The 12,138-nt window shown below is 67.4% G+C and carries 9 protein-coding genes; 6 read left to right on the top strand and 3 right to left on the bottom strand.

What is annotated here, in order from left to right:
• The first annotated feature begins 137 nt into the window (after positions 1-137).
• Positions 138-539 carry an endonuclease domain-containing protein gene (locus tag ACX40Y_RS05625; protein ID WP_459118566.1) on the top strand — a complete coding sequence of 134 codons (402 nt, stop codon included), beginning with the start codon at positions 138-140 and terminating at the stop codon, positions 537-539.
• Positions 540-596: 57 nt separating this feature from the next.
• Here the strand turns inward: ACX40Y_RS05625 and ACX40Y_RS05620 are convergent, their stop codons facing one another.
• Both ACX40Y_RS05620 and sppA read right to left on the bottom strand, forming a co-directional pair.
• On the bottom strand, positions 597-1,160 hold the full coding sequence (locus ACX40Y_RS05620; protein WP_459118565.1) for a GNAT family N-acetyltransferase: 564 nt from the start codon (positions 1,158-1,160) through the stop codon (positions 597-599).
• Positions 1,157-3,046: a signal peptide peptidase SppA gene (gene sppA, locus ACX40Y_RS05615; protein ID WP_459118564.1), complete on the bottom strand. Its 1,890-nt coding sequence runs from the start codon at positions 3,044-3,046 to the stop codon at positions 1,157-1,159. The genes ACX40Y_RS05620 and sppA overlap by 4 nt, the downstream gene beginning before the upstream one ends.
• A gap of 207 nt (positions 3,047-3,253) precedes the next feature.
• Here sppA and groES point away from each other — a divergent pair, with 207 nt between their 5' ends.
• The 3 genes from groES to pepF all read left to right on the top strand — a co-directional run bounded on the left by groES (position 3,254) and on the right by pepF (position 7,308).
• The gene (groES, locus tag ACX40Y_RS05610; RefSeq protein ID WP_315589311.1) at positions 3,254-3,541 is read left to right on the top strand and encodes a co-chaperone GroES; all 288 of its coding nucleotides are present in this window, start codon (positions 3,254-3,256) and stop codon (positions 3,539-3,541) included.
• A gap of 73 nt (positions 3,542-3,614) precedes the next feature.
• A complete protein-coding gene (gene groL / locus ACX40Y_RS05605) occupies positions 3,615-5,264 on the top strand; it encodes a chaperonin GroEL (protein WP_459118563.1) in 1,650 nt (549 codons plus the stop codon).
• Positions 5,265-5,445: 181 nt separating this feature from the next.
• Complete coding sequence (gene pepF / locus ACX40Y_RS05600; RefSeq protein ID WP_459118562.1) at positions 5,446-7,308, top strand: oligoendopeptidase F; 1,863 nt, start codon at positions 5,446-5,448, stop codon at positions 7,306-7,308.
• 45 nt (positions 7,309-7,353) lie between these two features.
• Here the strand turns inward: pepF and ACX40Y_RS05595 are convergent, their stop codons facing one another.
• On the bottom strand, positions 7,354-8,412 hold the full coding sequence (locus ACX40Y_RS05595; protein WP_459118561.1) for a mannose-1-phosphate guanylyltransferase/mannose-6-phosphate isomerase: 1,059 nt from the start codon (positions 8,410-8,412) through the stop codon (positions 7,354-7,356).
• Positions 8,413-8,619: 207 nt separating this feature from the next.
• On the opposite strand from ACX40Y_RS05595, the gene prsK reads away from it, so the two are divergent.
• Both prsK and prsR read left to right on the top strand, forming a co-directional pair.
• Complete coding sequence (gene prsK, locus ACX40Y_RS05590; protein WP_459118560.1) at positions 8,620-10,731, top strand: XrtA/PEP-CTERM system histidine kinase PrsK; 2,112 nt, start codon at positions 8,620-8,622, stop codon at positions 10,729-10,731.
• Positions 10,728-12,116, top strand: coding sequence for a PEP-CTERM-box response regulator transcription factor (gene prsR / locus ACX40Y_RS05585; RefSeq protein ID WP_459118559.1), 1,389 nt, complete (start codon positions 10,728-10,730; stop codon positions 12,114-12,116). Before prsK ends, prsR begins: the two co-directional genes overlap by 4 nt.
• The last annotated feature ends 22 nt before the right edge of the window (positions 12,117-12,138 follow it).

The following is a 12,138-nucleotide window of genomic DNA, read 5'->3' as shown; positions in this document are numbered from 1 at the left end:
CGGGTGCGAGTGGCATCGAAACGTCTGAAGGTAGTGTGAGGCGGACATTGCGTGGATGTGCGGAGGATGCTTTCTTCAATCCTCCCCCGGAGGGGGGGAGGGGACCAGCCGCAGGCTGGTGGAGGGGTAGTCGCCACATGCTCCACGCCTCAAAGAAAACCCAGGATTTTGCCCAGCATCTGCGTCGGCGGATGACCTTGCCCGAAGTCCTTCTGTGGCAGGCACTTCGAGCCCGCCCTGATGGCTTGCGCTTTCGCCGTCAGCATCCGGCGGGCATCTATGTCCTCGATTTCTTCTGTCCCGCGCGCAACCTTGCCGTGGAGGTTGATGGCGAAGCCCATGCTCGGGGCGACCGGCCAGAGCGAGACGCGATCCGCGATCGCTGGCTTTGCTCGCAGGGCGTTCGGGTTCTCAGAATTCCCGCGCAGATCATCCTGTCCGATCTGGAAGCCACGATCCGTCAGATCGTCGATGTCGCCCGCGACGACTACCCCTCCACCGGCTTCGCCGGTCCCCCTCCCCCTCCGGGGGAGGAATGAGAAAGACCGCTTTTGGGGCGGTTTTACGTCAATCCGCTTTTGACACCCGCCGCACAATCACCCCCGCACCACGCCGACCTCGCGAAACGCCCGCGGCGCCACCGGCGGCCGCGCGGGTTCGTTCAGTTCGCATTGCCAGATGCCGACATCGATCCACTGGCCATGCTTGTACCCCGCCTCGCGGAACACGCCGGTGCGGCGAAAGCCCACTGCCTCGTGCAGCGCGATCGAGCTGTCGTTGGGCAGCGTGATCATCCCGAATGCATGGACGAAGCCCTGCGCGCGCAGCGTATCGACCAGCGCCTCATAGAGCAGCCGCCCCGCCCCGCGCCGCTGCGCGGTATCGGCCATGTAGATCGAGCTTTCGACGACATAGCGATAGGCCGGCCGGTCGCGGAACCGGCCCGCATAGGCATAGCCGATCACGCCGCCATCCGCGCCGTCGCCGTTGGTCGCGACCAGCCACGGATAGAGTCCATCGCCCGCCGCCATCCGCGCCGCCATCGTCGCCGCGTCGGGCGGTTCGATCTCGAACGATGCGGTGCCGGTCAGCACGTTCGGCGCATAGATCGCGGCGATCGCCGCTGCGTCGTCGGGGGTGGCCGCGCGGATGTCGATCATCGCGCCGCCCCGATCGCCAGCTTGAGCAAGTCGGCATCGCCCGGCCGGCCGCTCGCCGCGCCCATCGCCCGGCATTCGAGGCACATCGCCTGCACCGATCCGCCCTGCGCCATCCGCCGAGCATCGCCCAGCGCCTGCGCCAGCAGTCCGCGCTGCTCGGCCGCGATCCGCGCATAGGCGTCCTCGCCGGCGGGCGCGTCGGCCCAGTCGTCGTTCGGTTCCTCGTCGCCGATCAGGTTGTTGGCAAAGGCCACCCATGCATTGGGTTCCTTCTCCAGATACACCGGATGCACCTTCGCCGGATCGAGCTTCGCCCGCTTCGCCGCCTCGGCGATCGCCGCGTCGATGCCGCCGAACCGGTCGACGAGGCCGAGTTGATGCGCGACGCCGCCGATCCACACCCGGCCCTGGCCGATCTCATCGACACGCTGCGGCGTCATCTTCCGCGATTTGGCGACCAGCCCGACGAAGCGGCCATAGCCCGCCTCGATCGTCGATTGCAGGATGGAGTCGAACGTCGCGTTGGTACCGCTCTCGATGCTCGGCTGGCCGCTCAGCGGCGTGGTCTGTACCCCATCGGTGGTCACGCCGATCTTTGCCAGCGTGTTCTCGAACGTCGGAATGATGCCGAAAATGCCGATCGATCCGGTGATCGTGTTGGGCTCGGCAAAGATCACGTCGCCCGCAGTCGACACCCAATAGCCGCCGCTCGCCGCCAGGCTGCCCATCGAAACCACCACCGGCAGCCCCTGCGCCTTGGCCTGGAGGATCGCCTGGCGAATCTGTTCGGATGCCATTGCCGATCCGCCCGGCGAGTCGACGCGCACCACCAGCGCCTTGAGCTTCTTGTCCTTCAGCCCGTCGAGCAGCAGCCGGCTCACCGTGTCGCCGCCCGCGATGCCCGGCCCGGCCTGGCCGTCGACGATCTCACCAGCGATCGTGATCACGCCGATCGCGTCGCCCGCGCTCGCCGGCGGCTTCGCCTTCAGCCAGTCGGCCATGCGGATCATGTTGAAATTGCCCGCGCGTGCGCCCGACGGCGCCCCGACGATCGAGGCGACATGCTTGCCGAAGGCGAGCCGGTCGCCCAGCTTGTCGACCAGCCCGTAGCGCAGATTGGCCTGGGCGATGTCGCCGTTCGCGGCGGTGATCGCAACATCCGGCTTGGCGGCGAATTCGGCGATCCGCGCCTTGGGCCGAGCCTTGGCGATCGCGCTCTGCCACTGCTCGAAAATGCCGCCATAGAGCGCGCTGTTCGCCTCGCGCGCCTCGGGCGACATGTCGGCGCGGATATAGGGCTCGACCGCCGATTTGAACTTGCCGACCTTATAGACATGGACGTTGACGCCCAGCTTCTCGGTCAGCCCCTTGTAATAGAGCTGGCGCCCGCCCGGCCCCATGAACATCGATCCGCCCATCGGGTGCACCCAGATCTCGTTCGCGTTCGCGGCGATCTCATAGGCATCGTCGGTATAGGCCGTGGCATAGGCGAGCACCGGCTTGCCCGCCGCGCGGACGCGGCTGACGGCCTGGGCCACCTCGCTCACCGCGGCCGGATAGCCGCCCATGAAGCGGTCCATGTCGAGCACCACCGCCTTGACGCGCGAATCGCCGCGGGCGGCATTGAGCGCCCGCACCACGTCGCGCAGGCGGACCTGCCCCAAAGCACGCTGGCCGCTCAGGCTCGACCAGGGATCGGCCTCTTCGGGCTGCTCGGCCAGCGTGCCGTCGAGCGCGATCACCAGCGCGCCGTCGCGGATCGTCGCCGGCGTCGGCCGGTGCGACAGCGCGGCGAACAGCGCGGAAAAGAACAGCAGCATCGCGACCAGAACCAGAAAGTCCTTGATCCCGACCAGAATTTTCCACGCACCACGAACCAGCTTCACCGGCGGCTCCTCAACAGTCACTGCCCCACCCTGCTACCGGATGGCACCATCGGAGTAAACGCCCCGTATTATGCCGCCAATACGGCACAAAAACTGTGCCGCCCCCCGTTGACGAAGGCCGTGGCCGGTCACATATCTCCCGCTGTTAGCACTCAGGGGCACTGAGTGCTAAACACCGAAATCAACCCTTTAAGAGGATCAGCCGCAATGAACTTCCGTCCGTTGCACGATCGCGTGCTCGTCCGCCGCGTCGAGGCCGAAGAAAAGACCGCCGGCGGGATCATCATCCCGGACACCGCCAAGGAAAAGCCGCAGGAAGGCGAAGTGGTCGCCGCCGGTGCCGGCGCCAAGAGCGAAGACGGCAAGGTGACCCCGCTGGACGTCAAGGCGGGCGACCGCATCCTGTTCGGCAAGTGGTCGGGCACCGAGGTCAAGGTCAACGGTGAAGACCTCCTCATCATGAAGGAATCGGACATCCTCGGGATCGTCGGTTAACGCCGACAAATGGCGCGAAAGCGCCGCCGAGTGTCAACTTCGTCAACTTATCTGAACGGAAAGGTCAGCCAACATGGCAGCCAAGGACGTAAAATTCAGCCGCGACGCCCGTGAGCGCATCCTGCGCGGCGTCGACATCCTCGCCGACGCGGTGAAGGTCACGCTGGGGCCGAAGGGCCGCAACGTCGTGATCGACAAGTCGTTCGGTGCGCCCCGCATCACCAAGGACGGCGTCAGCGTCGCCAAGGAAATCGAACTCAAGGACAAGTTCGAGAACATGGGCGCGCAGATGGTCCGCGAAGTCGCTTCGAAGACCAACGACGTCGCCGGTGACGGCACCACCACCGCGACCGTGCTCGCCCAGGCGATCGTTCGCGAAGGCATGAAGTCGGTCGCCGCCGGCATGAACCCGATGGACCTGAAGCGCGGCATCGATCTCGCCGTGACCAAGGTCGTCGAGGACGTGAAGGCCCGCTCGAAGCCCGTCTCGGGTTCGTCGGAAGTCGCGCAGGTCGGCATCATCTCGGCGAATGGCGATCGTGAAGTCGGCGAGAAGATCGCCGAGGCGATGGAAAAGGTCGGCAAGGAAGGCGTCATCACCGTCGAGGAGGCCAAGGGCCTCGACTTCGAGCTGGACGTCGTCGAAGGCATGCAGTTCGACCGCGGCTACCTCTCGCCCTACTTCATCACCAACCCGGAAAAGATGACGGTCGAACTCAACGATCCGTACATCCTGATCCACGAGAAGAAGCTCTCGAACCTGCAGGCGATGCTCCCGATCCTGGAAGCCGTCGTCCAGTCGGGCCGTCCGCTGCTCATCATCGCAGAGGACATCGAGGGTGAGGCGCTCGCCACGCTCGTCGTCAACAAGCTGCGCGGCGGCCTGAAGGTCGCAGCGGTCAAGGCACCGGGCTTCGGCGATCGTCGCAAGGCGATGCTGGAAGACATCGCGATCCTCACCAAGGGCGAAGTCATCTCGGAAGATCTCGGCATCAAGCTCGAGAGCGTCACGCTCGGCATGCTCGGCACCGCCAAGCGCGTCACGATCGACAAGGACAACACCACCATCGTCGACGGTGCGGGTGAAGCCGATGCGATCAAGGGCCGCACCGATGCGATCCGGCAGCAGATCGAAGTCACCACCAGCGACTATGACCGTGAGAAGCTCCAGGAGCGTCTCGCCAAGCTCGCCGGCGGCGTGGCCGTGATCAAGGTCGGCGGTGCGTCGGAAGTCGAGGTGAAGGAGCGCAAGGACCGCGTCGACGATGCGCTGCACGCAACCCGCGCAGCCGTTGAAGAAGGCATCGTCCCCGGCGGCGGCACGGCGCTGCTGTACGCCACCAAGGCGCTCGAAGGCCTGACCGGTGCCAACGAGGACCAGACCCGCGGCATCGACATCATCCGCAAGTCGCTCACTGCGCTGGTTCGCCAGATCGCGCAGAATGCCGGCCATGACGGCGCCGTCGTCTCGGGCAAGCTGCTCGACCAGAACGACACCTCGTTCGGCTTCAACGCCTCGACCGACGTGTACGAGAACCTGGTTTCGGCCGGCGTGATCGATCCGACCAAGGTCGTCCGCACCGCGCTCCAGAACGCGGCGTCGGTCGCCGGCCTGCTCATCACGACGGAAGCCGCCGTGTCCGAGCTGCCGGAAGACAAGCCCGCCATGCCGATGGGCGGTGGCGCCGGCGGCATGGGCGGCATGGGCGGCATGGACTTCTAAGTCCGCGACCGTCCGGCTGTCTTGCCGAACAAACCATCGGGGCCGGGGGAGCAATCTCCCGGCCCTTTTGGCGTCTCGGCCGTCTCGGCCAGCGACAAGGGGCTTCCCTCCAGCGTGTTATCCCGGCAAAACGGTGCATCAGCCATCGGCGCCTTCAACCGGCGCCAAGCCAGAAGAAGCGATGCCCGAACTCACCCGCCGCGAAACGCTCGCCAGCGCAGCGCTGGCCGGCCTTGCCACCGCCATGCCCGCCTGGGCGCAGGAGAAGAACAGCGTGACGACTGCCGAATGGGACCTGACCGAACTCTATCCCAGCGACGCCGCCTGGGACGAAGCCCGCAAGGCGGCGCTCGCCGCATTGCCGGGCCTCGCCGCCTATAAGGGCCGGCTCGGCGAAAGCGCCGACACGCTGGCCAAGGCACTGGTCGCTCAGTCCGATCTCGGCCGCACCGTCGCCCGCATCTACACCTATGTCAGCCTCAAGGCCGATGAGGATGTCCGCGTCGCCGCCTATCAGGAGAAGCAGGCACAGGCGATCGACCTCTACACCGCCTATGGCGAGGCGACGGCCTGGACCGCGCCCGAATTGCTGACCGTGGGCGAAGCGAAGATCAACGGCTTCATCGCCGCGAACCCGGTGCTCAAAACGCGCTTCGACCATTATCTCGCCAATGTGCTCCGCCAGGCGCCGCACACGCTGTCGCCCGAGAGCGAGGCGATCCTCGCCAGCGCCGGCGCGCCGCTGTCGGCACCGGGCGACATCGCCGGGCAGCTGCGCTCGTCCGACATTCCCTGGCCAACGATCACGCTGTCGACCGGCAAGCAGGTGCGGCTCGACAGCCAGGGCTATTCGGCCAATCGCGACGCGCCGAACCGCGCCGACCGCAAGGCGGTGTTCGACGCCTTCTGGGGCGAGCACGCCAAGTTCCAGAGCAGCTTCGGCGCCACCTATTCGGCGCAGGTCAAGACCGACATCTTCTATGCCAAGGCGCGCCGTTACCCGTCGTCGCTCGCCGCCGCGCTGTCGGGCAACGACATTCCCGAAAGCGTCTATCGCACGCTGGTGGCGGAGGCGAATGCCGGGCTGCCGCAGCTCCATCGCTATTTCGAGCTGCGCCGGCGTATGCTCGGCCTGCCCGACATCCATTATTACGACATCTACCCGCCCCTGGTCTCGCTCGATCGCCGCTTCACGCTCGATCAGATGCGCACGCTGACGCTCGAAGCGGTCAAGCCGCTCGGCAGCGACTATCAGGCGCAGATCGCCCGCGCGACCGCCGCCAAATGGATGGACCCCTGGCCGCGCGCCGGCAAGCGGCCCGGCGCGTACATGAACCCCGGCGCGTTCGACGTGCACCCCTATCTGCTCCTCAACCTCGAGGAGAAATATGACGGGCTGAGCACCTATGCCCATGAATGGGGCCATGCGCTGCATTCGCTGCTCGCCAACGCCGCCCAGCCCTATGACAAGGCCGATTATCCGATCTTCCTCGCCGAGATCGCCTCGACACTGAACGAACAGTTGCTCGTCCATGCGATGCTCGAACGGGCGAAGACGAAGGAGGAAAAGCTCTTCTATCTCGGCCAGCAGATGGAGAATTTCCGCGGCACCTTCTTCCGTCAGACGATGTTCGCCGAATTCGAGCTCAAGGCGCACGACGCCGCCGAAGCGGGCGAGGGCCTGTCGGGCGAGAAGTTCACCGCGATCTACGGCGATCTGCTGCGCCGCTATCACGGCCCGAAAATGGGCCTCGCGCCGGACTACGCCAACGAATGGGCGTATATCCCGCATTTCTACAACAGCTTCTATGTCTACCAATATGCGACGTGCATCGCCGCCGCGGCCTATTTCGCCCAGTCGATCCTCAAGGGCGGCGCCAAGGAGCGCGACAATTATCTGTCGGTGCTCAAGGCCGGCGGATCGGACTATCCGGTCGACATCCTCAAGCGCGCCGGCCTCGATATGACGAGCCCCGCCCCCTATCGGGCGCTGGTCGCGGCGTTCAAGGACACGCTCGACCAGGCCGAGGCGCTGCTCGCCTGAACCACCGGCGGCGCGGGCGACATTGGATCGCCCGCGCCGCGCGGCTCAGCCCTTCATCGCATCGATCAGCTTCTTCACTTCCTGGCTGCGGCCGCGCGGCAGCACCAGCACATCGGCGCCCGAGACGACAACGATCAGGTCCTGCACGCCCACCAGCGCCACGCGCTTGCCGGGCTCGCTCTGCACCAGGCAGTTCTTCGCCTCGATCGCCACCACGTCGCCGCGCACAACATTGCCGCCCTCGTCGGGATCGCTGATCGCATGCAGCGCATCCCAGCTGCCGATGTCGCTCCAGCCCATCGAGACGGGCACCACGGCCACGCGCGGCGCCTTCTCCATCACCGCATAGTCGATCGAATCGGCGGGGCAGGCGGCGAAGGCCACCGGATCGGGGAAAATCCGCGCGCCCTCGTGGCGGGCCCGCTCCATCGCCTGCTGCGCCGCGACCAGCATCTCCGGCGCGAACACGCTCAGCGCGCCCAGATACATGTCGGCGCGGAACAGGAAGATGCCGCCATTCCACGCATGGTCGCCCGAGGCCAGCATCGCCTCCGCCCGGTCGAGCGGCGGCTTTTCGACGAACCGGTCGACGCGGTGGACGCCGGGGGCCAGTTCCTCCTCGCCGATCTTGATCCAGCCATAGCCCGTCGCCGGCGAATCGGGGGTGATGCCGAACGTCACCAGCCAGCCGTCATTGACCAGCGGCAGCGCCGCGTCGATCGCGGCATGGAATGCCGCGACGTCGCCGATCACATGGTCCGACGGCATCACCAGGATCGGCTCGCTGCCCCCGCCGGCGGCAAGCGCCGCCAGCGCGATCGCCGGCGCGGTGTTGCGCCCGATCGGTTCGAGCAGCAGCGCCTTCACCGGCTGCGAAACGAGCGCCAGCTGTTCCTCGATCAGATCGGCGTGGAAGGCATTGGCGACGACGATCGGCGCGGCGAACCGCTCGCCCGAGGCGCGACGCACCGTAAGCTGGAGCATCGTCTCCTCGGCAGTCAGCGACAGAAGCTGCTTCGGCCGTTCGGGCCGCGACATCGGCCAGAGCCGCGTGCCCGAACCGCCCGAAAGGATGACGGGCGTGATCGGTTTTGTGTCCGACATTCAGAAAGGCTCCCTGGGTTCTTGACGAAACTAGCCAATGGTCGCGGCGGATGGAAACAACGAACGCGGCACGAGGTTGCTTCGGCGCGCATTAATTGTTCGGCAGCACGATTCGGCAGGCATGTCGGTTTCGTTTACACTTGGTCGCTAAGGTCGAACAGCGATGATCCGGCTGTCGAACCACTATGTGCCCGGTATGACACCGGCGTGGCAATCCGCCGGCGCGCGCTGGCGCCCGTCGTGATGGCCGCGGCGTTGAGCCTGTGGCTGCATTCGCTGGCCGCCTTGCTGTTCGGAATACTGTCGTTCTGGGCATTCCGGCCGCAGCTCGCGGCGGCGCCGCGCTACCTCCTTGCTGTCGCGCTGGCGCTCACCGGCCTGTCCGCGCTCGCCACCTCGGGGATCGGCGCGAGCGAGATCGTCACGCTTGCCACGGGCACGCTGCGGACGCTCGCTTGGCTCGGCTTCATGCTGCTGCTCCACCGTCATGCCGGGGAGGCGCGCTGGCCGCTCGCGCTGGGAGCCGTTTATGGCGTGATCGCGCTGGTGGCGGTGGCCGCGCTCGTCCTGCACGTCGTCGCCAATGTCCAGGGCATCCAGCCCCCGGCGGAGCCGGCGGCAACGGCGCTGCTGCTGCGGATGCTCGTCGCGGTGGCCGCGCTGGTGATGGTGCACGCGCTGCACACGACGCTCGGCCCCGGTGCCGGCGGCGGGCTGCGCTGGATGGTCGTCGCGCTCGGTGCGCTGTGGTTCACCGATTTCGCCACGCTCAGCCTGCGCTATCTCGGCACGATCGGCGGCACGTCGCTGCTCGCGGCGCGCGGCGCGATGCTGGTCGCGATTGCGGTGGCGATGGGGATCGGCCTGCAACGAAAAGGCGACTGGAACCTGCGCCTGTCGCGCATGGTCGCCTATCAGTCGCTGTCGCTCGTCGCGATCGGCGCCTATTTCCTGCTTCTCGCCGTCGCCACCAGCATCCTCGCGACGATCGGCGGTGCCAGTGCCCGCATCCTCCAGACCGCCTTCGTGTTCGGCTCGACCGCCGCGATCCTCACGCTGGTGTCGAACAGCTGGCTGCGCGGCTGGATCAAGGTCAAGCTCGCCAAGCACCTGTTCCGCCATCGCTATGACTATCGCGCCGAATGGATGCGCTTCACCGAAACGCTGGGCGATCCCGGCAGCGGCGCCGCGCCGCTCGACGAACGCATCGTCAAGGCGCTGGCCGATCTCACCGACTCGCCGTCGGGGCTGCTGCTGCTGTCGGAGGCGGACGGGCTGCTGCCGGGTGCGTGCTGGCACTGGAGTCCGCAGATGCTGCCGATGGCTCCCGCGCGCGCACTGGCGGCGCACCTCGCCGCAACCGGCCGGATCATCGATCTGGACGCAACGCGCGAGGCCGGCCCGGATTCGATCGACTGGCCGGCCTTGCCGCGCTGGATGCTGGACGAGGAGGCCGCCTGGGTGGTGGTGCCGCTGCCCCATCTCGGCCGGCTGGTCGGGGCGATCCTGCTCGCGCGTCCCCCCGTCGCCCGCCGGCTCGACTGGGAGGATTTCGATCTGCTCAAGCTCGCCGGCCGCCAGGTCGCGAGCTATCTGGCCGAAGCCCGCGCCCAGACCGCGCTCGCCGAGGCGCAGCGGTTCGACGAATTCAATCGCCGCTTCGCCTTCATCCTTCACGATATCAAGAATCTGGTCAGCCAACTGACGCTCACCGCGCGCAATGCCGAACGCCATGCCGACAATCCGGCGTTCCGCGCCGACATGATCGCAACGCTTCAGGAGTCCGCCGGCCGCATGAACGCGCTGCTCGCCCGGCTCAGCCAGCATCATCGCGGCCGCGCCGATGCGCCGACGCCGGTCGATATCCTGCCGGTGGTGGCGCGCGTGGCGGCGCGGCGACGGGGCCAGGCGATCGTCGCCGCCGATGCCGTGGACGCCACCGCCCTCGCCGACCCGGCGTCGCTCGAACAGCTGCTTGCCCAGCTCGTCCAGAACGCCGTCGACGCGAGCCCGCCGGGCGTGCCGGTCACGCTGTCGGTGCATGGCGACGGCGCCCATGTCGCGATCGACGTGATCGATCGCGGCTGCGGCATGTCGCCCGCCTTCATCCGCACGCAGCTGTTCAAGCCGTTCGTCTCGACCAAGCCCGGCGGCTTCGGCGTCGGCGCATTCGAGGCGCTGCAACTCGCCCAGGCGATGGGCGCGCGGATCGACGTCGCCTCGCGCGAAGGCGAAGGCTCGCGGTTCCGCGTGCTGCTCGCCGCCGCAACCGCCGCCGAGCCGGCCACTCCACCCCAGTCGAACGAGCGTGCCGCATGACCGATCTGTCCCCCCTGCCCGCCCAGGGCGCAACGCCCCTGCCCAAATTGCTGATCGTCGAGGACGATGCCGGCCTTCAGCGGCAGCTGCGCTGGGCCTATGAAGGCTATCAGATCTTCGTCGCGGCCAACCGTGACGAGGCGATGGCGCTGCTCCGCGCCGAGGAACCCCCGGTCGTGACGCTCGACCTCGGCCTGCCGCCCGATCCCGACGGCACCAGCGAAGGGTTCGCGCTGCTCGAGGCGATCCTGCGGCTCGCCCCGGCGACCAAGGTGATCGTCGCATCGGGGCATGGCGAACGCGAATCGATGCGCCGCGCGATCGAGATCGGCGCCTGGGATTTCTATCAGAAGCCGATCGACATCGACGCGCTTGGGCTGATCGTCGGCCGCGCCTTCCACGTCCATGCCCTGGAAGCGGAGAATCGCCGCCTCGCCGCGCGCGTCGATGCCACGCCGGTGCTCGGTGGGATGATTACCGCCGCGCCCGAGATGCTCAAGGTCACACGCACCATCGAACGGGTCGCCGGCGCCGATGTGTCGGTGATGCTGCTCGGCGCGAGCGGCACCGGCAAGGAACTGCTCGCCCGCGGGCTGCACGATGCCAGCGCCCGCGCGCGCGGCGCCTTCATCGCGATCAACTGCGCCGCGATTCCCGAAACCCTGCTCGAATCCGAACTGTTCGGGCACGAGAAAGGCGCCTTCACCGGTGCGGTCAAGACCACCGAGGGCAAGATCGAACAGGCCCAGGGCGGCACGCTGTTCCTCGACGAGGTGGGAGACATTCCGCTGCCGCTCCAGGTCAAGCTGCTGCGCTTCCTTCAGGAACGGGTGATCGAGCGGGTCGGCGGCCGCAAGCCGATCGCCGTCGACACCCGCATCGTCTGCGCGACGCATCAGGATGTCGAGGCGATGGTGGGCGAGGGCCGTTTCCGCGAGGATCTGTATTACCGCCTCGCCGAGATCGTCGTCCGCATTCCCGCGCTCGCCGAGCGCACCGGCGATGCGGTGCTGCTCGCGCGGCATTTCCTCGCCCGGCACGCCGCCGCGATGCACAGCGACGCCCGGGGCTTCACCCCCGACGCGCTCGCCGCGATCGATGCGTGGCGCTGGCCCGGCAATGTCCGCGAGCTCGAAAACCGGGTGAAGCGCGCCGCGATCATGGCCGAGGGCAAGCTGGTCACGGCCGCCGATCTCGACCTTGCCGAATCGGGCGCGGGCGACGAGCTGATCAACCTGCGCGCCGCGCGCGAAGTCGCCGATCGCCGCGCGATCCGCCAGGCGTTGGCGCGCGCCGATGGCAATATGTCCGCAACGGCGCGGCTGCTGGGGATCAGCCGTCCGACGCTGTACGACCTGATCCGCGCCTATGATCTCCAGCCCTAACCGCCGGGGATGGCGCTTTGCA

The sequence above is a fragment of the Sphingomonas sp. RS6 genome (assembly GCF_054489705.1).
Note: the sequence above shows the minus strand (reverse complement) of the source record. Positions and strands in the feature narration are given on the sequence as shown.

What these genes read in the sequence shown, in the direction of transcription:
- ACX40Y_RS05625 (WP_459118566.1), top strand. Translation starts at nt 138, where the DNA reads ATGCTCCACGCCTCAAAGAAAACCCAGGATTTTGCCCAGCATCTGCGT.
- ACX40Y_RS05620 (WP_459118565.1), bottom strand. Translation starts at nt 1,160, where the DNA reads ATGATCGACATCCGCGCGGCCACCCCCGACGACGCAGCGGCGATCGCC.
- groES (WP_315589311.1), top strand. Translation starts at nt 3,254, where the DNA reads ATGAACTTCCGTCCGTTGCACGATCGCGTGCTCGTCCGCCGCGTCGAG.
- groL (WP_459118563.1), top strand. Translation starts at nt 3,615, where the DNA reads ATGGCAGCCAAGGACGTAAAATTCAGCCGCGACGCCCGTGAGCGCATC.
- pepF (WP_459118562.1), top strand. Translation starts at nt 5,446, where the DNA reads ATGCCCGAACTCACCCGCCGCGAAACGCTCGCCAGCGCAGCGCTGGCC.
- ACX40Y_RS05595 (WP_459118561.1), bottom strand. Translation starts at nt 8,412, where the DNA reads ATGTCGGACACAAAACCGATCACGCCCGTCATCCTTTCGGGCGGTTCG.
- prsR (WP_459118559.1), top strand. Translation starts at nt 10,728, where the DNA reads ATGACCGATCTGTCCCCCCTGCCCGCCCAGGGCGCAACGCCCCTGCCC.